The 24,536-nt window shown below is 44.6% G+C and carries 17 protein-coding genes; 2 read left to right on the top strand and 15 right to left on the bottom strand.

Features of this window, described 5'->3' with window-relative positions; all coding sequences use genetic code 11:
* From EO132_RS12450 to EO132_RS12425, 6 genes are all read right to left on the bottom strand, one after another.
* On the bottom strand, window positions 1–686 hold a 686-nt coding region (locus tag EO132_RS12450), incomplete at its 3' end, for a gluconate 2-dehydrogenase subunit 3 family protein (RefSeq protein WP_164732268.1).
* A gap of 4 nt (window positions 687–690) precedes the next feature.
* Window positions 691–2,415, bottom strand: a complete 1,725-nt coding sequence (locus EO132_RS12445; protein WP_127136694.1) for a GMC oxidoreductase — start codon at window positions 2,413–2,415, stop codon at window positions 691–693.
* A gap of 169 nt (window positions 2,416–2,584) precedes the next feature.
* Window positions 2,585–4,159 carry a RagB/SusD family nutrient uptake outer membrane protein gene (locus EO132_RS12440; protein ID WP_127138169.1) on the bottom strand — a complete coding sequence of 525 codons (1,575 nt, stop codon included), beginning with the start codon at window positions 4,157–4,159 and terminating at the stop codon, window positions 2,585–2,587.
* Between the two features lie 17 nt (window positions 4,160–4,176).
* Window positions 4,177–7,551, bottom strand: a complete 3,375-nt coding sequence (locus EO132_RS12435) for a TonB-dependent receptor (protein WP_235856451.1) — start codon at window positions 7,549–7,551, stop codon at window positions 4,177–4,179.
* A 144-nt stretch (window positions 7,552–7,695) separates the two neighbouring features.
* Window positions 7,696–8,634, bottom strand: coding sequence for a FecR family protein (locus tag EO132_RS12430; RefSeq protein WP_127138167.1), 939 nt, complete (start codon window positions 8,632–8,634; stop codon window positions 7,696–7,698).
* Between the two features lie 71 nt (window positions 8,635–8,705).
* Window positions 8,706–9,287 (bottom strand): RNA polymerase sigma-70 factor, encoded by a 582-nt coding sequence (locus tag EO132_RS12425; protein ID WP_127138166.1) that lies wholly within the window; start codon window positions 9,285–9,287, stop codon window positions 8,706–8,708.
* A 437-nt stretch (window positions 9,288–9,724) separates the two neighbouring features.
* Here EO132_RS12425 and EO132_RS12420 point away from each other — a divergent pair, with 437 nt between their 5' ends.
* Window positions 9,725–10,936, top strand: a complete 1,212-nt coding sequence (locus EO132_RS12420) for a Pycsar system effector family protein (RefSeq protein ID WP_127138165.1) — start codon at window positions 9,725–9,727, stop codon at window positions 10,934–10,936.
* Between the two features lie 82 nt (window positions 10,937–11,018).
* On the opposite strand, the gene EO132_RS12415 is transcribed toward EO132_RS12420, so the two are convergent.
* Window positions 11,019–11,468: a ferritin-like domain-containing protein gene (locus EO132_RS12415; protein ID WP_127138164.1), complete on the bottom strand. Its 450-nt coding sequence runs from the start codon at window positions 11,466–11,468 to the stop codon at window positions 11,019–11,021.
* Window positions 11,469–11,688: 220 nt separating this feature from the next.
* Window positions 11,689–12,297, bottom strand: a complete 609-nt coding sequence (locus EO132_RS12410) for a DUF2652 domain-containing protein (protein ID WP_127138163.1) — start codon at window positions 12,295–12,297, stop codon at window positions 11,689–11,691.
* A gap of 133 nt (window positions 12,298–12,430) precedes the next feature.
* Here EO132_RS12410 and EO132_RS12405 point away from each other — a divergent pair, with 133 nt between their 5' ends.
* The gene (locus tag EO132_RS12405; RefSeq protein ID WP_127138162.1) at window positions 12,431–12,994 is read left to right on the top strand and encodes a hypothetical protein; all 564 of its coding nucleotides are present in this window, start codon (window positions 12,431–12,433) and stop codon (window positions 12,992–12,994) included.
* Window positions 12,995–13,067: 73 nt separating this feature from the next.
* On the opposite strand, the gene EO132_RS12400 is transcribed toward EO132_RS12405, so the two are convergent.
* The 7 genes from EO132_RS12400 to EO132_RS12370 all read right to left on the bottom strand — a co-directional run bounded on the left by EO132_RS12400 (window position 13,068) and on the right by EO132_RS12370 (window position 24,535).
* Window positions 13,068–13,631, bottom strand: a complete 564-nt coding sequence (locus tag EO132_RS12400; RefSeq protein ID WP_127138161.1) for a type 1 glutamine amidotransferase domain-containing protein — start codon at window positions 13,629–13,631, stop codon at window positions 13,068–13,070.
* Between the two features lie 23 nt (window positions 13,632–13,654).
* Window positions 13,655–13,954: a ribosome hibernation-promoting factor, HPF/YfiA family gene (gene hpf, locus EO132_RS12395; RefSeq protein WP_127138160.1), complete on the bottom strand. Its 300-nt coding sequence runs from the start codon at window positions 13,952–13,954 to the stop codon at window positions 13,655–13,657.
* A gap of 170 nt (window positions 13,955–14,124) precedes the next feature.
* Complete coding sequence (locus EO132_RS12390; protein WP_127138159.1) at window positions 14,125–17,844, bottom strand: metallophosphoesterase; 3,720 nt, start codon at window positions 17,842–17,844, stop codon at window positions 14,125–14,127.
* A gap of 382 nt (window positions 17,845–18,226) precedes the next feature.
* Window positions 18,227–19,879, bottom strand: coding sequence for a DUF5597 domain-containing protein (locus EO132_RS12385; protein ID WP_127138158.1), 1,653 nt, complete (start codon window positions 19,877–19,879; stop codon window positions 18,227–18,229).
* A 59-nt stretch (window positions 19,880–19,938) separates the two neighbouring features.
* Window positions 19,939–21,465, bottom strand: a complete 1,527-nt coding sequence (locus EO132_RS12380) for a family 43 glycosylhydrolase (RefSeq protein WP_127138157.1) — start codon at window positions 21,463–21,465, stop codon at window positions 19,939–19,941.
* 24 nt (window positions 21,466–21,489) lie between these two features.
* Window positions 21,490–23,061: a GH39 family glycosyl hydrolase gene (locus EO132_RS12375; protein ID WP_127138156.1), complete on the bottom strand. Its 1,572-nt coding sequence runs from the start codon at window positions 23,059–23,061 to the stop codon at window positions 21,490–21,492.
* 25 nt (window positions 23,062–23,086) lie between these two features.
* Entirely contained in the window at window positions 23,087–24,535 is a 1,449-nt protein-coding gene (locus tag EO132_RS12370; RefSeq protein ID WP_127138155.1) for a cellulase family glycosylhydrolase, read from the bottom strand.
* Window position 24,536: the final 1 nt, after the last annotated feature.

Genomic DNA, 24,536 nt, shown 5'->3' with positions numbered 1-24,536 from the left:
TCCCATTCGGCGATAACGCCACGCTTACTCTGGTCCACACACTTGGCGAGCCATTCCTCGTCGTAGGACACCCCGTGCTGTTCCAGTACATCGTCCGGTACTCCGTCCCATACATTGGGCTGGTTCCCCTTGTATCCGATCTCCTCTATCCCGATCTTGCTCGTGTAGAAGCCCGTCATGGTCAGGTTCCGCACCAAGGAGAAGAAGTTCACTTCAAAAGGGCGTTCACTGCCCGGTGTCTCCGGGTCGTAGTATGCGATCCCGTCCAGTATCCCCTTTTGTTGTTCCTCGCCCGCCTTCTTGAACTCCGTGCCGTACTCCGTGTTGCTCTTGTGGTCCAGCCACATGATCCCTCCGCGGATATCCGGCTGTAGCGTCTCCACGTCCTTGGACATGAACTCGATGAAGCCCACAACGTCCGCATCCGATGCCCCTTTGTATTCCTCTGAAGGGGGCAGGATAAGGTCGCACAGTATCGTCAGTGTCTCCACTTCGTGCGGGTTCAAGAACTGTTCGTCCTGTAGCTCGTCGATCAGTTCGATCTCCTGGGGCACCCGGCCCGGGTAGGTGATCTTCGGGGCCTCCGTCAGTTCCGTACCTTCCGTCGAAGGCTTGCAGCCATGTATGGCCAGTCCGCCCGCCACCGAGCCCAGTACTATCGACTTTAAACTCTTTCTTCTGTCCATCTCCTTAAATGTTTTGCTGTTTGAGTTGTTCCACGATATATTCCGAGGCCCTCATCGAGAGCGCCAATATGGTCCATGTACAGTTCTTGTCCGCCTGTGAGGTAAACGGCCCGGCATCCACGATGAACACATTGTCCACATCGTGCAATTGCTGGTACTTGTTCGTCACAGAGGTCTTCGGGTCGTCCCCCATTCTCGTGGTGCCCACCTCGTGGATGATGTTTCCAGGGTTGTGCAGTCCGTAGTTGGTGTCCTTGCCCGGCTTTTTGCCCAAGGGCTCACCGCCCATGTTGATCAATATTTCTTCAAAAGTATCCTGCATGTGCTTGGCCTGGTTGATCTCGAACTGGCTCCATTTGTAATGGAAACGCAATACGGGAATACCGAATTCATCCACCTTGGTCGGGTCTATCTCGCAATAATTGTCCCTTCTGGCAATGGATTCCCCACGGCCGGCCATCCCCACGACAGCTCCATAGTACTTCTTGGCATCGCTGCGCAGCATGTCACCGTAGCCGCCAACCTTGGTCCCGAAGAACTTGTTGAACTCGTTCACGTTGAAGCCGAAACCGTAACTCGGCATGCCCATGCCGCCCCACACCTCGATATGGTAGCCCCTTGGGAAGTCCAACTTTGAATTGTCGCCCCACCACGGTGAGTACACGTGCATTCCCCCTACCCCATCCTCGTTGTAGGAGACCTTTCGGTTCATCAGCCCAGGGACAAAGGCCGCTCTATCGGCCCCCGTGGAATCGTGCAGGTACCTGCCCACCACATCGCTGCTGTTCCCAAGTCCGTTCGGGTGCTGCTTGCTTTTCGAGTTCAAAAGGATACGGGCCGAGCTACAGGCCGAGGCACCGAGCACCACCACTTTCCCTTTCAGTTTATATTCTTTTCTGTCTTCTTTGTTGATATAGGACACCCCCGTGGCCCTGCCCTCCTGATCGGTGGTCACTTCGCGGACCATGCAGTTCACGAAGAGGTCGATCTGTCCCCCGTTCTTCTGTGCCGGGAAGATCAGACAGGTCCCCGCCGAGAAATCGGCGTACACCTGACAGGCGCGGTTACATTGCCCGCAGTAGAAACAAACCCCACGGTCGTTGTTGATCTTCTTGGTCAACATCGACAGACGCGATGGGTACACCGGGACATTGCTCTTCCGGGCCCCCTTGATGTAGAAGAGTTCGTGCAAACGTGGTTTTGGCGGTGGCAGAAAGAAACCGTCGGGATCGTTGGGCAGCCCCTCATTGGTGCCGAACACCCCGATCATCTTGTCCACCTTGTCGTAATAGGGCTTTACATCGTCATAGCTTATCGGCCAGTTGTCCCCGTGGCCGTCCTCGTCCTTGTGCTTGAAGTCCTTCGGGCCGAAGCGCAGGGAGATCCTCCCCCAGTGGTTCGTGCGTCCCCCCAGCATCCGAGAGCGGAACCATTCAAATTGCGTCCCGTCCTTTTGGGTGTAGGGCTCCCCCTCGATGTCCCAGCCACCGTAGGCGGCATCGAAATCGCCAAAAGGGCGGAAACGGGTGCTCTTGCCCCTTCTTGGACTTTCATAGGGCCACTTCAACTGGGTCTGGTGCTCCGGTTTGGCCGGATCGAAAAATGGGCCCGCCTCGACGACCGCGACCTTCAGGCCCGCCTCCGAGAGCACCTTGGCCGACATCCCGCCACCAGCTCCCGATCCCACGATGATCGCATCGTAGACCGTGCCGTTCTCTATTATCTGCATTGTCTGTGTTTGGTTTAATTATATATGAGTAAAATGAATCGATCTTAATTGAAAACCGCTGAAATGGAACCACTTGAATGTGATTAAGCGGATTATCACAAAATCTTTGAAATAAAAAAAGAGGCCCATTGTCTGTAAATGGCAAGGGCCTCTGAGTTTTTTAAAATGCTTAATAGCCGTTGTTATCCGTACCCAAGCTTGGGTTACGTTGAAGTTCAGGACCTGGCAAAGGCAACAACATGTGCTTAGCTTCAATCTGTTTACCTCTTTCCGTGGTATGGCCCACTGCATTTACAAAAGATATGGATCCTGGAGCATCTGCCACTGGAAATTGTCCGGTACGAACAATGTCGAACCATGTTTTGAATTCAAATACCAGTTCTTTATGTCTTTCTTTCCATACTTCTTGCACAAAAGCATCAGTTCCCAACCCGGACAGCTCTGTTTCAATGGCGGTCATATCGGATTCCCAATAGGCCCTTGACCTTACTTGGGCCAAATAGTTGACTGCATCAGCATTAACCCCACTTGATCTGGCTATTGCCTCGGCAGCGATCAAAAGTACATCGGCATAACCGTAGACCACAAAATCCTTTCCTGAGTTGGCTGTTTCAAATACCGCTGTATCATCATGCCAAACGTAAGGTGCCGTGGCAAAGGTCTGCTCTGTATCCTGAAAGGTGGAATGGAAGTATTGCTTTTCCTGTATTCTAAGGTCATCGGCAGGATCATACAGATCCAAAAAGCCATCTGAAGGCAGGTATCCACCATTGGTAATATCATACAACACATCCGAAGCGAGTGCCACAGGATAGGAATATCTCGGATATACAGAAGTACCGATTTCTGGATCGTATTCCTTGATATAAATGTGTTCCACTGCTGATGCATCCCCTTTTCTGATCTTGTTGTACGCTGAGTTTTCTGGATCGATCACTCCTGGAGAAACCTCATCATGCTGAACCAATTCATAAGAACCGTAGGTTCCATTGATGATATCCTGCGACAATGCTGCCGCCTCTGCATATCGATCGGCGTTCAATGGGTTACCGCTCATGGTCAGGTACACATCGGCCAATAAGGTCGCTACTGCTCCCGCAGTAACCCGTTTTCCATTGTCCACCATACTCACTGTTGGCAATCCTCCGTCCAGCGCATCCGTCAGGTCTTGCTCGATCAAGGTATAGATATCGGCTATAGGGCTTCGCTCCAGGTACAGGTTCTCCAAAGATTCGTAGGGTTCGGTAGTCAATGGAACCGGGCCGAACCATCTTACTAAATAATAGTAAGCAAATGCCCTGAAGAATTTGGCCTCTGCCAGCAATTGCGTTCTTTCCGAATCACTCAATCCCGGGGTTTCGGGAATATATTTGATGGCATTATTGGCTCTGGAGATTCCCAAGTAAAGTTCCCTCCATCTGTCCTGTAAATAACCTCCGATGTTGTCCCCGTTCAGGGTCAACTCCTGTGAATTGCTCACATGCAATTCCTGACCTGCATATTCATTATAAAAATAACCTGACATATATCCGCCCAACATTAAGGGGGTACCGCTGTAGACCCCACCATCCGTCATATTGGGAGCCCCAGTTCTATACAAGGAGTTCACGGCACTATATGCTTGGTCCGGTTCTGAAAAGAACTGGTTGGAATCAAGTTCTGCAAGGGGTTGTTCTTCCAAAAAGTCTGAACAAGAGCCCAATACAATCATTCCTAAGAGAAAAACTATATATTTAATTTTCATGATATTTTTTTTATGGATTAAAATTTGAGGCTACATCCTATGGTAAATGTCCTAGGCTTGGGGTATTGGAAGAAGAAAATGTTCTGTCCCCATTGGTTTCCACCCCATGAAGTTGCTTCGGGATCGTACCCTTGAAAGTCTTTGGAATGGATCACGAAAGCGTTTTCCAAACTGGCATAGACCCTCAAACGGTTCAAGCCCATCAAATCCAAAAATTGTTGGTTGAAGTTGTAGCCCAAGGAGAATAGGTTCCCCCTGATATAGGAACCATCCACTACCCATCTGCTGTCCACTTGACTGTTTTGTCCCGCGTAGGCTTGGTTCCTGATTTCCTGCACCATGGTGTTCTGATTGTTCTCGGTCCAACCATCATACAGTATGGTGGACAATCCGTTGGCAATACCTGAACGGTCTTCGGTGGAGTGATAGAATTGTTGCATGATCTCGACACCTGCCACAAATTGGATATCCGCCGTGAAATCAAAATTCTTATATCGGAAGGTATTGATGAAACTTCCCGTGATATCCGGCAGACCTTTTCCGAGGATCTTCTTGTCCGCAGATCGTTTGGCCTCACCTGGAACTGCACCTACTTCAGCGGCTTCCGCTGCTTCATCGGTACCCCAAGTTCCCAAACGCTCATACCCCCAGAAGGAGCTCAAGGATTCCCCTACACGCAAAATCGTCTGACTGCCGGATACCCAGAATGGTCCTGGTTCGATGTCCTCATCGTTCTCACCCAAACTTTCGATCCTGTTCTTGTTGTAGTTCATGTTGAAAGAGGTTTCCCAACCGAAATCGGCTTTACGGATGATCTCTCCCGTGACCATGGCCTCGATACCTTTATTGGAAACGGAACCGATATTATCCCTTACCGAAGTAAATCCGGTTGTGTAAGGTACTGGTCTATCCAACAACAAATCCTTGGTCAACTTATCGTAGTAATCGAACTCAAAACGCAACCTGAAATCAAAGGCGGCCAAATCCAATCCTATATCAAATTGACTGGTTTTCTCCCATTCCAAGCCTGGATTGGACAAACGATTAACGGAACTGGAACTTACCCTTGTCCCGTTCAGTAAAACCGTACCGGATGATACCGTGGCCAATGAACTGTACGGAGCAATCTCCGTATTACCCGTGATACCGTAGCTACCACGCAATTTCAATCGGTTGATAGCGGTCACATCCTCCATAAAGGCCTCTTCACTGATATTCCAACCTGCCCCGATCGATGGGAAAAACCCGTATTTGTTGTCCTCCCCAAATCTTGAGGAACCATCGACCCTTCCTGTCAAGGTCAATAAATATTTGTCTTTGTAAGTATAGCCTGCACGCACAAAATAAGAATTCAAGGCCCACTCGTTGGTGGTGGATTCCGGTGCACTTGGATTACTGGCAGAACCGATATTGTTATAACGGAAAAAATCGTCGCTGAATCCTCTGGCAAAAATATTGGAGGACTCATACTTGCGTTCTTGCCAACTCAATCCCAACATGGTATTGATCCTGTGATCTCCGAATTCCTTGTTATAGGTCAGGTAATTTTCCTGTTGCCAATAAGTACTTCTTTCATTGAAAATACGCGCGTAACCATTGGGAGCTGAAATATTGACCAAATCCCTTGGCGAGTATTCCTTTTTATTTCTGATATTTTTATCGAAACCGAACTGGGTTCTAAATTCCAGACCGGGCATGATGTTGAAACTGGCGTAGAAGTTTCCGAAAAGTTGATTTCTTTCCCAGAAACGTTCTTGAGTCTCCAAAACATGCACTGGATTGGACATGGATTCCAGATTGTAAGCATCGCTGATCATTTGGCTATTGCTCCAAGTTCCATCAGGAAATTTCACGGGAAAGATCGGTGGCATTTCTATCATGGTCCTTCTTGGCGATTGACCGCCTCCGCCTTCTTCAAACTCGGTGTCCTTAACGTCGTTCACCAAAAGGTTCACGCCCAATTTCAACCAATCCTTCGGTGTCACATCATAGGCGATTTTTCCGCTGATCCTATCCAACTCGTTGTTCAACATGATCCCCTCGATATGGGAATAATTCAAGAACACTCCTATGGATGATTTTTCATTTCCTTGTTGAATGGATAGCTGATGGTTATTGGAATAGGCAGTACGTGTGGCTTCATCTTGCCAATCGGTATCGTACAAAGGATTACCCTGTGCATCAAATAGATTGGGGTCATTGGTGGTAAATACGGGGGCTGGATCGTTTGGACGATACTTTGGTGTGTTTTCCATACCTGTCCTAACTACTTCCAACCATTCTTCCGCGTTGAGCAAATCCATTTTCTTACGGATGCTTCCAACACTCAAAAATCCATCATATCCTATGGATATCTTTTCATCCTGAGACCCTCTTTTGGTGGTGATCAATACCACACCATTGGCACCCCTTGCACCATAAATCGCTGCGGAAGATGCATCTTTCAACACTTCCATACGCTCAATATCGTTAGGGTTGATGAATTGAATATCGTCCATGACCACTCCATCAACAACATAAAGGGGATCAGTAGACGAATTAATGGTTCCCACACCACGAATCACAATTCTGGGAGAGCCTGTTGGCGAGCCTGAATTCAAGAATACATTTACACCGGCCACCTTACCGCGCATTCCTTGCAGGGCGTTGCTAACGGGTGCTTTTAAAAGTGTTTCGCTGTCCACGGCACCAACGGCACCGGTAAGATCGGATTTCTTCTGTGTACCGTACCCCACAACAACAACTTCCTCCAGTGCTGCCACATTTTCTTCCAGCACTACATCCACTGCCTGTTGGTCGGTAATCTCGATTTCCTGGGTAACAAAGCCAATGTAACTGAACATAAGGACATCGCCTGTGTCGGCCATGATGCTATAATTCCCGTCAAAATCGGTGGTGGTTCCTTTTGATGTGCCTTTTACCAAAATGGAAACGCCTGGTATGGGGGTTCCCGCTTTATCCGTGACCTTTCCATTGACAGTGAACTGTACCGTGGTTCGGATAAGTTCGTTGATCCTGTCCGGGGTCAAAGCCGTCGGTGCTTTGTCGACATGCTTGTTCAAAAGGTTCTCGATTTTACTTTTGATTTCCGGATTGTCCTTTGGAAAAAGGATGATTTGATTGCGGACATAGCTAAAGGCGATATCGGATTCCGAGAACAACTCGTTCAATACGGCATCCAAAGTTTTATTTTCAACCTTCAGCGATTTTCTGGAATACACATCCACAATACTGTTATTGTAGAAAAAACTATAGTCGCTCTTGCGCTCTATCTCGTTCAGAATTCTCTTTAATCTAACGTTATTTGCCTCTAAGGAAATACTTTGGGCGTTTGCCTCGGATGCGAATAACTTGGCCAAAGTAAGTGCCACTAAGATTAAATAGATTTTCATTATCCTGATAATTGGGACCTTTGGTAAAAAAAGTTCCTTTTTTTCCATAATTTTGATGAGTTTACGATGTTTAATTACATTTTTATGTGGTTAAATAGTTTCTGAGAGGAGGGTGCGGGAACACCTTCCTCTCTTTTTTTAGGGTCATTTCTTCATATATAGTGTTATTTGGTTGTTGTTCATTTTGTAGAGTATAGGAGATGAAACCTCAAAGAGGTCCAAAATATGTTCAATATCAAGATTGTCGAACTCCCCTGTGTATTTGTAATCCATGATTCCTGGAGACTCAACGGATATATCCACTTTGTACTTTCGCTTTAGGTCGCCAATCACTTGCCGTATTGGTGTCTCATCATAAATCAATTTTCCCTCGCGCCAAGCGGTCAGATTTTTGGTCTCCACGTTATCCACAATAAGTTTGTCCGCATCCTTTACATAGGTGGCCCTCTGGGAAGGTGTCAAAACAACGGTCTTCTTTTTATGCTCTTCCATTACTTTGACCTTTCCTGAGACCAAAGTGGTTTCCACATTAAGATCCTCTGGGTAAGATTTTACATTGAAGACGGTTCCCAAAACCTGAATCTTCATTCCATTGCCAGTTGCCACCATAAAAGGCCTATCTGGATTATGGGTCACATCAAAAAAGGCTTCTCCATTTAAACTGACTTCCCTCGAATCCCCCGAGAAGGTTTCGGGATAGGAAATCGTCGTATTGGCATTTAGGGTCACTTGGGTGCCATCTGAGAGGGTCAGTGTCTTGTTCTCACCGATGGAGGTCGTCATGGTAATGTTTGAAGTTTCCACTACCAATTGCTCTTCAGGGGAAGTCAAGGTGTAGGCCAATGCAAACATCAGTACCAGACAAGCTGCATACCCCACATATTGGAACCATTTTGCATAGGTACTTGGCCTACTGGATTCCCCATGCTCGTTTTCCTTGAGCATTTTGGCCACATGGCGGGCTTTCAATACATGGTACCGTTGTTGTTGCTTAGGGTTCTTGAGCAACCACTTTACCACCTCAGCCTTTCTTTCATCTGATAGCCGGCCTTCTACCAATGCGATAATATCCTTGTTGTTCATTGTGTTTTAGGAACAGTATTCACTAACAGGACGCAAAAAAGAAAGGTATCCCCTAGTCGGGATTTAAAAAATTACAGGAACAGTGATGGAAGGTAATCGGCAAGGACTGTCCTAAGCTGCCTCAAGGCCCTGGAAATATGGTTCTCCACTGTTTTGGAGGAAATATCCAATTCTTCGGAGATTTCTTTGTGGCAAAGTCCATCCAAACGGCTTTTCTTGAAAACCACCCGACATTTTTCAGGTAGCTTTTCGATGGCCGAATCAACCAAGGATTCCAGTTCCTTTGCCAAGATGGAAGATGCGGCATCATCCGCCAATGCCCCGTGGTTCAACCAAAACTCTTGTTGTTCGGTGGACATGTCCTTGGTCAGCTTGTTTTTTTGCTTACGCAGGTAATCCAAGGATGCATTTCGGGTCATACTATAGACATATCCCGTAAAATTGGATGTTATCTCCAAGGTGTCCCGCTTTTCCCAAATCTTGATCAACACATCATGGACAATCTCCTCTGCATCTTCTTTGGATGGAATATATGCATTGACTATGACGAACAATTTTGGTTTATAGAAGTCGTACATGATGCCAAAATCGCTGTCCACGCCCATATCGGAGACTGGATTCGTTTTGAGGTTATGTGAATATTCTGGCTTCATTTTGGGGAAATGCAAATATTTTACCCCTGCAATTTACAAATTTCGAATTAACAGCAAGTTTTGAATAAAAATAAAATAGTTCAGGTATACGCCAGGTCTGAATAAATTATTGTAAAAGAAGCGCTTGCAGTTCAAGCCGACAAGTAATGTTCGCCCAGCTCCGCGGAAAGACAAAAAACACAATCAATTTACTTTCCTAAAATCCAAGGAGAAGAATTATGTAAAACTGATGCTCCATCTTTTTAATTGAAGCACTTTTTCAATCATATAAGTTAAGCTGTCAGTACCATTACCCTTATCTTTTTCATGTCTTTGAGAGATGAAAAAAAGAAACCTCTGTGCAGCCCTGGAGCACCGATTATTTATCGACAAAGTGCTTGCGGTTTCGTAAGGTTTCCCATTAAAGTGAAAATAACCATTAACCCTACTATATTTAAATGACAACCCTAATAAAACGTTGTAAATCCTTTGTTTCCGAGCTGATGTCGGAACAGATAAGCAATAACTATCTGTTTCATAATCTTGGCTTGACCAAAAACACAGTAAAACATGCTGAAGCGCTGCTGGAGGGCTCCGAAGTTGCACTAAATTCTGAAGAAGTACTGATTGCGTCTTGGTTTTTGTATGCGGGTTTTTCCAAGGGGTACGACAATCATATTGAGAAAAGCCAGGATTTAGCGGCACAATTCCTAATGGAACAAAAGCATTCCACCACCGGGATTGAGGGCATAGTCTCGTTAATAGGTGCCGCATGGAGCGACGAAGTGCCCAAAACTTTGGAAGAAGCCGCTATAAAAGATATTAGAACATTCCGTTACGCTTCTGGTGATTTTAAAGAGTTGTTGGAATTGGAACGCATGGAACTGGAGAATTTAGGACAACATCCACCTTCCCAGCACGAATGGCAAAAAGAACACCTTGAAATTTTAAGGACCCAGCACAGATACTATTCGGCCTACGCCAAAGAAAACTGGCAATCCGACAAGGAGGATAACATCATATCCCTTATCAAAAGAACAGCCAAAATTGTAAAGACCGAAAACAAGGAAAAATTAAAGGTAAAGCTCAAGAACCAAAGTCCGGAAAGAGCTATTCAATCGTTGTACCGGACCCAGTTGAGAAACCATTTAAAGTTAAGTGACATTGCAGATACCAAAGCCAATATCCTGCTATCGGTCAACGCCATCATCATATCCCTGCTATTGGCAAATTTGATTCCCAAATTAGGATTACCTTCCAACTTCTACTTAATATATCCTACCGTCATTTTTGTCGTATTCAGTATTGCATCCATGATCATGTCCGTTCTGGCCACACGTCCCAAGATAGAGAACAAGACCGTGGTGGAAGGACAAATACAGGCCAAGAACACCAATCATTTGTTCTTTGGTAACTTCCACATGTTGGATTCCCAAGCTTTTAAGGAAAAGATGAGGGATATTATAGAGAGTAAGGAAACCATTTACGACTCCCTGACACTGGATCTCTACTATTTAGGTAAGGTGTTGAAGTCAAAATACCAATTGCTTAGATGGACTTATACCATTTTTATGGTGGGTATCATTTTATCGGTCTTGGCATTTGCCATAGCTCTCAATTATTTTGGAATGGAACAAGAAATTATCGATGCGGTAACCCCAGAACCATAAGCGTCGCAATTTATATTTACATCATAAAAAAAGTCGGCGAATTGCCGACTTTCTATTTTGATTTCCAATGCTTCTCAACCGATTAGATGACATCCTCCAATTTTTTATTGGCTTCCATGTCCTGTACAATCCAATTTCTTTGCTTTCTTATTACGCTTGCGGCATTGATGGGCAAGTGTGTATCAGCCAGCACTTCGTCGTATTCTTCTACAGCAGCCTTATCTCCACGAATGGCCTCTTCCAACATGGATTCATCGTTTTCGCCGGAAAAGAAAGCCTTTATGTCCATCCAAGTTCTATGCATTGCCCCTTTCGCGGTGCCATCCATATCGTTTCCAATATCCAATGCCGGTGTAGAGGCTTTAAGTTCATTTAAAAAATTTCTACGTTCTCTGGCTTTGTTCAGGAAGTAGTTTTGAAGACCTGTTTCCTTTGCGTTTTCCGCTGCTTTTTTATAGCCTTTTATGGCATCTTCATTTTTCTGCACAATGTCGTTTAAATTGCTCTCTATCCCTTTGATATCGTTATTCATTATATATGGATTTTGCGGTAACTAATCTGCCTACCGTTTGGCATTTGATTAAAAATACCCTCAAAACTTGAGCTTTATTGATGCAATGGATGAACTTATGGACTCTATTGGTTTTATGGTTTTACAACTGATAAAATCCCTTTATAATCACAATTGGGATTCATTCCAGGGCCGGTACAACCCTATTTGATCCATCAAAAAGAAATGGAATATGGAGAAACTACTGTTCGGGACGAAATGGCAATAGATCGATGTATTTATAATCAATCCTTCCCAAATGGTCCACGTTGATACCGCCAGCTATTAAATCGGTACTCTCTTGGAGTTCCTTACGCTCCTCCTCACTGAAGTTGGAAAGTATCTCGTTGGAGAACAAAATATACTCATCGGCCGAAATCGTATTTTTTAAAAGGCGATGGGCCACGATGATATCTTCCCCCATCAGCTTTATGTTTTTGCCAATAGGAACCAGACCTACCTCTTCCCCAAAATGCAGGATGATTTTAAGACCCAAAAGTTCAGGAATCTTATCCGCCCCCTGATGACCATTGTTTTTACTTCGCAACACATCCATTTGATTATAAAACTCGGTGTAGAAATAAATACATTGATCAATCAAGTCTTTTAAAGTTGGAAGTTCGCCACTACGATAAAATAGTACCGCATCCCCCTCAATTTCAGAAATTTTGAGTCCTATTTCGTTTGAATAAATAATCTTGTTCAGGAGGGAAGGGATAATTTTGGTACTCAATTCAAAGTCTATCTCCCCCATAAAACGGGTAAATCCGCTGATATCGGGAATACATATTAATGTTGGGCCAGTGTCCATAATGTTTTTTGAAAAGATAGTATAACTGCCATGTCTTCATTAATCCTTTAAGAATCAATGTTAATCCGAATAGGGTTAAGCCGCCTTCTTGAAACACGGTAATTTTAAATGTGTTATTTAAAACCTATGACCAATGAATTTTAAACTAAGTACATATACCAAAAGAGCCATTACGGGAGGAGTGATTTCCATGATCGTCATATTGGCGGGGTCCTTTATGATGGGAGAACTAAGCGGCTATGAGGCCAAGGTACTCATCAATAAATCACTTTCTGGCCTCAATATGCTGTGCAACACCATTGTGCTTGCCTCTGCTACCACCCTGACCTTATTATTGACCTTATTGGGTTTGAGTTCTGGAACCAAATCCAAACTTAAAAACGACCACTATCTACATGTACTGCAAATTGCCAAATTTGATACGGTGGTTTTTATTGCCGCTTTGATGTCGTTTCTTTTGTTCAATTTGCCCATCACCGAATCGGAAAATGTACCCAGCAATTGGTACACCATAATTTATTACTCCAGTTTGGGCATATCCAGCATTTTAAGTGCAGCGCTGATCGTAGTGGTACTGATGTTGTACAATACCGTGGTGAACATCATCAAAATAGTTGGGCTGGGACAGACGGACCACTACCTTACCATAAGTGAAGATGAAAAGACCGGCGAACAAAAAAGTAATCAAAACAATTAATAAGGTCCTGACAATTATCCCATAAAAAAGCCCCTAAAAAAGGGGCTTGATTTTGTTCAAAAGTATGGTACAATTAGGCGTCCACCGTTTGTCCTTTATGCTTACCTTCCAAGGTCTCCTCAATGATTTTAGAGATAAAAGCAGGTAGATCGTTAGGGTTTCTACTGGTTACCAGACCTTGGTCCACAACAACTTCCTTGTCCTCCCAATGCGCTCCCGCATTTACAACATCGTCTTTAATGCTCTTGTAGGATGTTACGTTTCTATTTTCAATAACATCGGCACTGATCAACAACCATGGTGCGTGGCAAATTGCGGCAACCGGTTTGCTTCTCTTGAAAAATGACCGGATAAAAGCTATCGCATCATCGTTGATTCTTAGCAGATCGGGGTTGATTACTCCACCTGGAAGCACAAGACTATCATAATCTGCTGGGTTCGCATTGTCAATGGTCAAATCCACCGTTACGCTTTCCCCCCAATCCCTGTTGTCCCAACTCTTGATGGAACCACTTTCGGGAGATACCACATGTACTTCAGCACCTTCTTTCTTTAAAGCGTCGAGGGGTTCAAACAATTCTGATTTTTCAAAGCCATTCGTGGCCAATATCGCTATTTTGCTATCTTTCAATTTCATATTTCAATTTATATTTAGGGTTATTAATGATTCATTTTCTCTTTTTGCTTCCGTAGCTGTCGCTCCAGATTATCCACGGATTCACCAATGGATTTAACGAAGTTTTCTTCACTGGATTCTGCAAACAGACGAGGTCCGGGAAGACTCAATCGAATGTTACATATTTTTCCAGTTTCGTCAGAAGAGGTGTTCTCTTCCTTGAAAAAGACGTCTGCCCTGATGACCATATCATATTTGTTGGAAAGCTTTTCCAATTTTTCTTTGGCCATCGCTTCCAGACGGTCGCTCTGGGCAACTTCATCATATTCAAAAATTATCTGCATATCTGTATTAGTTTAAATCTTGTTTTGATTTTCAATCGAACAATATCAAGCTACTACAGTTTTATGGTTTTTCTTTGCTCAATACCTTGAATCCTTGATTCAAATCAAGGAACCGGGGTTTCAAAAATCAGTACGGGTAAAATTCAAATCCTGGGTTTTGGAAGCGGCAATTAGAATGGAACGTTCAGACTTACTTGAAACAAATTGTTCTCCTTGGAATTGAAATACCCCAGTTTCAGGGTAAATTCCTTTAAACTACCGATCCACAATCCTCCGCCTTGGGAAGTATGCCATACATTGGAAGTGTCATTTTTGACCCAGACCCGACCATAATCAAACCCTCCAAAAACCCCAATGGTCACAGGGGTAAATGCAGTGGTGTATTCCTTGATACGATATTTTAGATCGGTATTCTGATAAAAGTAGGATCGACCAGTAAACCGCTGGTCCCGAAATCCACGCAAACCGTTCTCCCCGCCAATGGACGGTGCATGATAAAAGAAATAGGTATTGTCCCCAATATTGGTTTTATACTCGGCCATGGTAGAAAACACCAGGTCGCCGGATGGGATAAGCTTATGGTCAAAACCAGCTTTAATGGAGGCATAGCCAAACCGATTGTTTTCGATATTCAGATTGGCTTTATAACCTGCCGATAGTCCTACATACATAGCCTTGGTCGGAAAATCCCCAGCATTGTCTCGATCGTAGTATCCAGAGATTTCAGCACCCACATAATTCTGTGTAGTGAAGGCTTCAGAATCCAAGTTCTGTGCATTGAAGAAACGATTGTCCATTTCCTTTACTTGAAAAGACTCAAAAATCAATCTAGGCCTTAGGTGGTAATATGCCATACCGACATAGGATTTAAATTGACGTACACGCCCTCTGTAAAAATCAATATCAAGTTGATCTTCTTGGTTTGCGGTTTCATTGCCATATCCAAAAAAGTTCCTTACGTAACGGTCGTTACTGTAATAAGCGCCCATTTCAAAATCCCAACCTGGGGTAACATTGGCAAATATGCCATCGTATTGCAGTTCAAAAGCGCCAAAAGAAAAATAATAGTTGGCTCCAAAAGAATGCTGCTGCTTATACGGAACTCCATTGAGTCCATTTTTGGTAAATCGTTCCCTGAGACCCAAAAAAACATTGTCATCGGACCTAAACCCAAGATTTGGTGCCAAAACATTGCTGTTGGGCAAAAAATAACGCCAGTGCAAGGTATTGGCCTCGTATGAATCGGTTAGATGTGTACTAGGTTTATCCGCTTCAAATTTGAGCTCCTCGTGTTTCCAATCGTATACTTTTACCTTTTTCTTATTTTCGATATCGTATATGTCTTTCCCATATCCTCCTACTATCCTTATCTTAATGAACTTGTCTCCCTCCCCTGTTAGCTCATAAACATCATCATCGCCCAGTCCATACACCCAAATTTCTTTCGTGGTGGATTTATCCAAGATCCTGCGATATATTTCTGGATTGGGTTCATCGGTAAGTATCCGTTTTACAACAACCGTGGTTTTTCCATTGGCCTCTCTGGTAAACTCAAATTTATCATCCTTTTCCGTTCCCCTAACGATAACCACTTTGTTCAAATAAGCACCATACTCCAATGCCCATTGGTCCAGCTGTTTCAATCTGGCCTTCAATGATTTTTTAATGAAACCGGAAACACTGTCCTGTACTTCCAAAGGAAGCCTTTGGAAAGCCTCTTCAATTTCCTGCTCGGTTAAATTCTTTTGAATGTATTTTGCTTCCTCTACCCAAGACTCAGCGCCCAAATCGGTAACCAGTACTTTATCCAGCTTACTTCCTGAAAGGTTCAGCCAATTCACATCGTCGATATCTTCGTCAAAAGTTTGCCATCTTCGGGAGTTGGGCACAAACATTTTGATGAGTTTCAGGGCAAAACCATCAAAACGCGGAAAAATATTGTCCCTGTCCCGGGGAATGGGCATAAACTCTTTAATACCCCTCTCACCCTCATATTCGATCCACCTCCACTGATCCTGGTGACGGTCCCAATCCCCAACAAGCATATCGAACACTCGTGCACGCACATAGGCCCTTTGGTCGACGATATATTCCTCATCTTCCTTGATTTTCTCGAGCATATCCGTAGTACTTTCCATATCGGTTACTTTACCATTTTTATCAATGGTCCTACGATACCCCTTATAATTGACCTGCTCCTCGGATGGACGCCTTTCAATAAAGTAAAGTTCGTCTCCATAATCCTTGTTGAAATCTCCCAAGGTTTCTTGCTTTGGAACAAAGTATAGATCATTATCGGAATGGTTCACTCCTACCCCTTTCGCCAAGGGGTTCATGACCAGTTGCATATAAGGATGTGCACTGGCAAAAAAATCGGACACCAGCTCTTCGGGCCATGAATCCCGGTATTTGTCCTCATTGTATGCTATGCCCGGCAACTTGAACTTCAAGTATTTCATAGCACTTTTCCGTAAGGACCGCATGGCATATTCGCCCCCATCGCTATCTTCGAGCCGCAGGGAAAAGGATTGGTGCCCACCGCCTTCCTTGGTCACCTTTACACCACCATACAGGGTATCCAAATCCACTGTTGGCGCCGTAACCTTTTTTCCAAAATATGTGCGGTAACGTTTCCCCCACAAAAATTGGTAAAAGCCCGTTTTATGATAGGCGTCGGAGTCGTCCAATACTTGTTCGGTCACTTTTTCAGGTAGGTTGGAATCTATTTTGACAATCGGTCGTTCCTCCGGAAACTTTGAAAGAACATCCATTGTGGTCCTTGTTTCTTCCTTATCAAAACTGTAGAATGATACACTTGACGATCCGTCTTTAAAGTATTCCAATTTGGCGAATCCCAGAGCCCCATGTGAAAACTTACCTTCATAGGTCAAAGCGCCTCCCAGAGAGACCAATTCATCCTCTGAAAGATGGGTGGCCGATTTTGTGGCCAAGGCCCCACTAATGATCTGACGCACATTTTTACCGACCAGATATTGTAAATTTTCTTCATGGCCCGATACAATGGTAATACGGTCGGATTTTTGAGCCTGCGTGGTCACGAAAACCCTGAGATAATTATAACGTCTTGAATTTAAATGCTCTGGGTCGTACGCTGCTAAATCTTTAAACCCTTCGGTAAGCGTCCCTAGCACGGGAATAGGGGTCATATGGTCCTTAAATGTCTTTTTACCCGCATATTGTCCGTTACTGAATACGGGGTGGTGCATGGCAATTACAATGTTCTTGTCCAGATTGTCGTCGATGGCATCCTCGAGTTCCTCAACAAACCGTTGTCTGGTTACTATATCCGTACACTTCTTGTTGATATTCTTTACCCTTGACCAATTGGAAACAAACCATCTGGAATCCACCAAGACCAAAATCAATTTATCGCTGAGTTGTATACGTTCTATGGGGCATGCATTTTCTGGAAAAAAGTCGACATTTTCCAAATCCATGTCTTTCACATAATTTTCAATCTCTTCAACATCTTCCGTATTCTTGGACTTCCACTCATTGTTTCCGGGAATAAAAAACGTTCGCCCTCTAAACCCCTTTGTCAGGTCCACTTGTTTGTCCAAAAGTTGCTTGTCAAAATCCCAATTATCCTGTTTTTTGGTAACATTGTCACCTGTAAAAATCAAGGTACTGTTTTCATTGGCCTTATTTAATTGGTCACCTAAACTTTCCCAAACGGAACTATTGTCCAAATCGGAAACATTGCCCAATCCGCCTGCAATGAAAAAAGTATGGCTAAGCTCTTTGTTACCATCAGTCTCTTTGGTTTCAGCGGTCTGCTGCAATTTAAAAGTAGCACAGGAAGCACAAAAAAGTAAACTGATGGACAGGAGGCCTTGCCTCCAGAACGTAAGCTTGAAAGATTTTGTCATAGACAGATTTAAATGGTTTAGGCAAGGAAGGTCAACGGAGCCAGGACAATGTTTCCGATTCCAATAGGATAGATTCGACTATGATACTATTGAGAAACCCGATCGGATAAAACATAGGCTTCCCATTGACTTTTCCTTCTTATAATTAACAAGGGAATTTAAAGAGGATGTCCGATTATGTGTTATCCTATTGATTTTATGTTTAACTCTATCCAATCTGCAAACCATTTAGGATATCATGGCCCAGGGATTCTTTGTTTTGTCAAGTGAAGATTGCCGACAATAATTTTTTGAACGACAACATGAAAAAATGTTTCGTCCAATCAAAGGAATAGATTGACATTACTGTTTATTGAAGATTACGAGACAATCTCACTGAAAGCTACTGCCTTTCATATAGTTTTACCCGCAATACCTTTGGTAGATTGAAACGAAGTCCGAAATCGGTCTGATCTCCGTTCAAGATTCGATCTACGACAAAAGCCCCGTCCTCATAATGTCCTTCCTCCACCACGAGATAGTTCCAATGATTATCCGCTTTTTGTCCAGTGGGCCGTACCATAACACGACTGTGGTAACCGGTGATCAAGAATGTCCCTTTTTCCAATTCCGCCACCAAAATGCGTCCATCGGGATCTTCGGGCTGATGCTCGGTTCTGGCAAGTCGGTCAAAGGTGCCAAAAGCAACATCAATGTCCCACCCCCTAAAGGTAAGGGTAGTGTCGGTGATATAGTTCTCCCGGTCCCATGGTGAGCCTCGATCGTCATCTTTATCAATTGGTTCCAGTTGCACAGCTGTCTTTATCTTTCCGTCAAGGTTCAACTTGGCGATTTCCCTTTGCATGGGCCTGAAAAGCTCAAAATTACGGGCCGTTGGCGCGTACATTTCCTCATCGGTCAATCGGTTGCCATTGGCTCCAAACCGAACTCGCTTGTCATCCAACCCAAAGGGTGCGTATCCGATGGCACCATTTCCCAGTGCCGTATAAAAGAACCTCGGAAAAGGAGACCTCCAATGGGTTTCGGGTATCAACAAAGGGTTATCGCTTCTACTGTAGAGTTCGATTAACTTCAGGTATTTTTCGGTGTCCGTGGTATAGATGTCCGGTGCTAGGATGTCAATAGCGGGAGCTGCCGCTTTCCAAAGTTCAAAAACATTATCGTTGGGCCCGCCGACTTGGTATTTGGGTGGCCACCCTGCATCTATGGGATCACGGACCGCGGCATTGACCATCAGCGGAAGAGGATAAATTTCCTTTCCTGCCGCAGCGACTTCCCCTATATAAGATGCCACATGCCAAACATGGAAATATTCGTCCGCGTTCTTTCCGAAAACTTCGCTCCAATTTCCTTGCCCCCCCGATTTGACATCCATCGCCTTCAGGGCTGCTTTGGGCACTGGCTGTTCAAAAAGTTTTTGGGCCACAGGTGAGTAATCACGTACGGAGCCCCAAGTTCCAGGTTCATTCTGTACTTGAACAATGATCACCGTATGCGCTTTATCAAATTCCTTCAAATGCTTCATAAAAGCCACAAAAGCCTTTTTATCAGCGTCCAAAGTAGCTTGTGCATGGGGAGAGGGCGAATCTATGGCCTTACCATCCTTCCCAATCATATTCGGGTATTTTTGGCGTTGGAGTTTCATCCAAGTGGGCATATAATGGTTTGACCCGTTTTTCCATGTAGCAAACCACAAAAGCACCACTTTCAGATCGTGTTGGCGTGCTTGTTCGATGATCTCATCCACGACACTATAATCATAAGCTCCCGGACTGGGTTCGAACTGCTCCCAATAGATGGGGATTTCCAAGGTATTGGCATCCAACTTCTCCATGGCGGACCAAACTTTGGGAAGCACGGAGGGCCAAGCACTGGAATTGTTGGCCTGGGCACCCAGGATCAAAAAGGGTTCATCGTCCACCATCAACGCATAGCGGTCATTTTTCTTTTCAATTCGGGGCATAGCCGATTCCATTGTTTGTGCTCTGGTAAAAAAGCAACTGAAGAAAAATATAAGTAAGATTCCTTTTTTCATGATGCTCCACTATTTGGGTTTACCTTGTATCGGTTTTTAAAAAAAATCGTTCAGACCTTTTAGTGTGGAATATATTCAAAGTCTTTGAGGGTAACTTGTCCCTCACCAATGGCACATAGGCCAATCTGCACACTCATAAAGCCGCTCAGCACATTATGATGATATCCAGAGACATCGAAGGAGTTGGCTGTTTTTATCCACTTCTGGCCATCAAGGCTATAGTACATATCCACTATATTCTCCGTATTCTTCAAACGGAGGTAAACGCTATTACTTTCCACAACATTTTCTTCGGTTGGGAATTGCCATCCCCTAAGGTTCGATAAGATGTTTTGTCCGTCTGTCAAGATGCCTGAAAAAGCCCTCTCATTATAAAAAAGCACCAATCCGCCAATCGCATTTTCCCCAATCTCCATTTCCACTTGTGCAGTATAGGAATGATCAAGGGGAACCGTAAGCATGGGAGATGCATCGGCCACGGAATTTCCTTTTCCATCTAGCACCAAGTCATCATCCTCAAAATGATATCTCTCCTCATCCACCCCTCCAAAAAACCGCCATTGTGGTTTCAAGCTGTTTCCTGAAAAATCATCATCCAATGTAAAAGGTTGCTCAATCGTATTTTCAAGGTCTGGTAGAGGAATGGCTTCATTGATAGCGATATTTTCGGGAATCCGGTACCAATCATCCTCGGACCATTCCAAAGGTACCAACATGGTCTGTCTACCCATATTGTAATGGTCTTTTTCGTAGCCGTGAAAAATCATATACCAGTTCCCTTCGGCATCGTCAAAAACGGTACCGTGCCCAACGGACCACCATCTTTCGTCTTGTGAGGCTGTGCGCAGTATGGGATTGTGAGGGGCATTCTCCCAAGGTCCAAGTGGGGATTTCGATCGTGCTGAAATCACCATATGCCCTGTCGCTGGTCCCGCCGTTCCCCCTTCGGCAACGGTCAGGTAATAATAATCGCCCCTTTTGAAGAGTTTTGGGCCTTCCATACAAAAACACTCTATGGACCACTCCCTTGGGATTTCCCAGCCATCGTACACGTTTTTCGGTTCCCCGGTCACGGTAAGACCATCTTTGGACAGGGGCACATAACTGCCACTGCTAAAGTAGAGATAGCGATTGCCCTGCTCGTCCACCACATGCCCTGGATCGATCATCGTAATATCGATCAATACTGGATCGCTCCATGGACCTTCTATATTGTCGGCTGAAACAACATAGTTTTTATTGTCAGCCGGAAAATAGACGTAGTATTTATCCTCATATTTTACCAAGTCCGGTGCCCATACCGAACCAACGTACTCCGTAAGCGCAGGTCCCACAGGTTCCCAGTTGATGAGATCGGTGGAATGCCATATCAATAGCCCCGGGTAATATTCAAAGGACGAATGCACCATATAAAAATCGTCGCCATCTCGCAATATGCTCGGGTCGGGATGATCTCCGGGAAAAATGGGGTTGGTGAAAGTCATGGCCGTATTACTGCTTTCCTCATTCTTTTGAGTTGATTTTTCCTTTTCAGAACAAGAAATAAGACTTATAAGGATGATCAGGGAAACCGCATGCCTTAACATATGTTGATTTTTTTTGAGATTGATTTATAGTTTCTTGAAACTTAACAGGGCCACTTCATTTTCACGGATGGGGTATTCCCTGGTAAATTTCCCGTCGGTTATTTGCACCAAGATCGTTGATATGGGGTCGCCCTTGCTGGTTTCCTTTAAAAAAGCCACTTGCTTTTTTGAAAGTTGGTCGGGTTTTCCCATCTGACAATATACTGAATATGGGTCGTTTTGCTTATAGCCAATTTTATACACCTCGAGCTGATAAGCTCCATCGGGCATTCCTGAAAGATCTACCAGCACATTGTTTTTCACTTTTGCTGGATGATCCTGATTGTAGTAGTCCTGATTGTTCGTTTCCTCGGGCAGTGTATAGGTATAGTCCCAGAACAACAATTGGACATCCCCTTTCCGATTTGTTGTGGCAACGGATTTCCCATCCTTGTTTTCCAGTTCAATGGGTCCCAATTTGTTCATCAGGGCGTAGGCATGGTAGGCCGATTTTTTGATGCCTTGGGTATTGAGCAGTCCGAAGCCGCCATGGAACGGGGTGTATCTAGGGCCGGGCTCCTCAAAAATATCGGTAAACACCCAATAGGACATGGAGGTCGCTGCATTGCCAATCTGCTTCATTTTGTTGAGGATAAAGGATGCACTATGGTAACTATCGTGAAAAGGGTCTGCCGGGGTATAGGATGAGCTCCATTCGGTATAGTGCAGTTCGAGATCGGGCTTGGACGATTCCGAGATTTCCTTACGGGACTGAATCACATCCTGACTGACACTCCACTCATTGGGGCTCAAAACTGTACCTGTTCCGCCAAATTCATCCAAAAAACCTACATCCACTCCGTAGGAGTGTGTACTTATAAAATCCAACGGCACTTGGTTGTCCTCACAAAATGCGATCATTTCGGGTTCCCATGATGCTCCTGCGGTGGCCGGTCCACCCACAAAATAATCCACATCCACACTTTTTACCGCTTCTGCGGCATATTTATAGAGTTTAAAATATTCCTCTTGGGTGCCTGTCCAAAAACCTGGGGATAAATTGGGTTCGTTCCATACTTCAAAGTACCAGGTTTCCACCTCTTCTTCCCCATATCGGTCGGTCCAATGTTGGACAATATTACGGATTAAATCAGCCCATTTTCCATAATCGTTTGGCGGGGTAACATTGCCCTTCCACCAAAAGATGGTTTGATCACCACTGGCCAATGCCGGTGGCATAAAGCCCAATTCCACGAAGGGTTTCATCCCAATCTCCAAAATATAATCATACAATACATCCACGTATTGATAGTTGTAGACCGGGTTTCCTTCCCTATCGTGTTTATAAATGGCCATATCCTCATTGAAAAGGCCGTGCATCCGAATGTACTCAAAACCACAATCCCGCTTTAGCATTTTCAATTGCTGTTGCCAGTCGGCCCGAAGGCCTTCGTTGGCCCTTCCTGCACCAATGCACTTGTTGAACATGGTGGTCATGGGGCCTTTTTCCTTTTGGACATCAATGGTAATGGTCCTGTCCTGGGCCATGATGCCATGGCAGTGACACCAAAGGGCCAGGACAAAAACCAGTTTGTGAAATGCAGTATGACTGAACATTTTATGCTATTGGTAAAACTATCTGTTAATTCTCAGTGACAGCATCAATTAGGTCAGGAAAAATTTCTTCTCCTGTACTCCTTCTGAAAAGGCCCATGTTATGGTCGTCGGTATAACCATTGTCCCATATTACGGGAACCATACCGTGTGAAAGGGCTGAAGCAGTTACTTTTTGAACGTAATCTTCGCGATAGGCCTTGTGTCCTTCCACATTCAAACGGGCACTTGCGCCGTACTCACCCAAAATCACACCCAGACCATTGGCGACAAAGGCATCTTCAACTTTTTGGAACTGTGTCTCCAAGTGATCCTCTTCGCCCCAACCTGCTGTAGCTGATGGGTCAGTGGCCGTTGACCCCCATTGCCAAATATCATCATTCTCCACATTCAAGGTGAAATCATAGGGATCATAATAATGTACTTCCATGAGCATACGGTCTTCCACGGTATCCTCAGGGATTACCGCATAATTTACAGCATGGTCTATATTGGTGTTGAAACCCTGAATGGTCAAGAACCTGTAGGCATTTCTTCCTCCCGTCTCCCTTACCGTATTGATGAAGGTCTCATTAAAGGAATTTTGAACGGTGTAATACTCTTCGGTGGGCTCGGAATAGTCCCCTTCATAGAGTACCTCATTGGTTCCTGCAAAAACCAAATGATAGTCGTAATCCCTGAAATATATGGCGATTTGCTTCCACATTTTGTCAAGGCGGTCATTGATGTAATCTTGGCGTTCGTAGGTGGGTTCGTTCATCCAACCCCCATCATAATGTATGTTTATTATGGCGAACATATCATTCTCCAACACATAATTTATCACTTCCTCCACGCGGGTCAGCCCTTCATGGCTGATGGTATAGTTGGGATCTCCTTCTTCAATATAGTTACTCCATGCAATGGGTATTCTCACGGTATTGAACCCTGCTTCTTTTACGGCATCGATCAAATCCTTGTTGACGGGTGGGTTCCCCCATGCGGTCTCCCCTCCCACTGCGTCCAAGGAGTTTCCGATATTCCAGCCGACTCCCATTTCACCGGTGAGCTGAACAGCTGTAAAGTCGCTCATTTCACTCGCATCTGCATCAATAGTGGACAATCTGAAATCCTGTGTGACCTCTATATCAATTTGTGTTGTTGTGGTGTAAACCGTGATTAGTGCCGTTTTTTCGGATTCGTTCAGGTTGGCATCAGCATTTACATTGATGGTCGCAGAGGCTAATCCGGACTCTATCGGGTCTCCTGCCTCAGATGTAAGTGTCAACCAATCTGCATCCGTATCTATTGCCCAAGCCACATAAGTGGGTGCCGTAATGGTAAAGGAATTACTTCCCCCACTGGTAAAAAAGTTCATGCCCCGCGTATCGACCGCAATCTCATCGGGCAGGCTATCATTATCTCCATCACATGATATGGCCAATCCGAAAATCAGCACAAGCATCAGTGGTAGTTTCAGTAAACTTTTCGTCTTCATA

The sequence above is a fragment of the Flagellimonas oceanensis genome (assembly GCF_003992595.1).
Lineage (GTDB): Bacteria > Bacteroidota > Bacteroidia > Flavobacteriales > Flavobacteriaceae > Flagellimonas > Flagellimonas oceanensis.
The sequence above is the reverse complement of the archived record's forward strand: the minus strand, read 5'-3'. Positions and strand labels throughout refer to the sequence as shown.

Coding starts and splice junctions, on each gene's coding strand:
- EO132_RS12385 (WP_127138158.1), bottom strand. CDS start 19,879: ATGAAAAAAGGAATCTTACTTATATTTTTCTTCAGTTGCTTTTTTACC.
- hpf (WP_127138160.1), bottom strand. CDS start 13,954: ATGCAGATAATTTTTGAATATGATGAAGTTGCCCAGAGCGACCGTCTG.
- EO132_RS12435 (WP_235856451.1), bottom strand. CDS start 7,551: ATGAAAATCTATTTAATCTTAGTGGCACTTACTTTGGCCAAGTTATTC.
- EO132_RS12375 (WP_127138156.1), bottom strand. CDS start 23,061: ATGTTCAGTCATACTGCATTTCACAAACTGGTTTTTGTCCTGGCCCTT.
- EO132_RS12425 (WP_127138166.1), bottom strand. CDS start 9,287: ATGAAGCCAGAATATTCACATAACCTCAAAACGAATCCAGTCTCCGAT.
- EO132_RS12430 (WP_127138167.1), bottom strand. CDS start 8,634: ATGAACAACAAGGATATTATCGCATTGGTAGAAGGCCGGCTATCAGAT.
- EO132_RS12420 (WP_127138165.1), top strand. CDS start 9,725: ATGACAACCCTAATAAAACGTTGTAAATCCTTTGTTTCCGAGCTGATG.
- EO132_RS12410 (WP_127138163.1), bottom strand. CDS start 12,297: ATGGACACTGGCCCAACATTAATATGTATTCCCGATATCAGCGGATTT.
- EO132_RS12445 (WP_127136694.1), bottom strand. CDS start 2,415: ATGCAGATAATAGAGAACGGCACGGTCTACGATGCGATCATCGTGGGA.
- EO132_RS12400 (WP_127138161.1), bottom strand. CDS start 13,631: ATGAAATTGAAAGATAGCAAAATAGCGATATTGGCCACGAATGGCTTT.
- EO132_RS12370 (WP_127138155.1), bottom strand. CDS start 24,535: ATGAAGACGAAAAGTTTACTGAAACTACCACTGATGCTTGTGCTGATT.
- EO132_RS12390 (WP_127138159.1), bottom strand. CDS start 17,844: ATGACAAAATCTTTCAAGCTTACGTTCTGGAGGCAAGGCCTCCTGTCC.
- EO132_RS12415 (WP_127138164.1), bottom strand. CDS start 11,468: ATGAATAACGATATCAAAGGGATAGAGAGCAATTTAAACGACATTGTG.
- EO132_RS12405 (WP_127138162.1), top strand. CDS start 12,431: ATGAATTTTAAACTAAGTACATATACCAAAAGAGCCATTACGGGAGGA.
- EO132_RS12380 (WP_127138157.1), bottom strand. CDS start 21,465: ATGTTAAGGCATGCGGTTTCCCTGATCATCCTTATAAGTCTTATTTCT.
- EO132_RS12440 (WP_127138169.1), bottom strand. CDS start 4,159: ATGAAAATTAAATATATAGTTTTTCTCTTAGGAATGATTGTATTGGGC.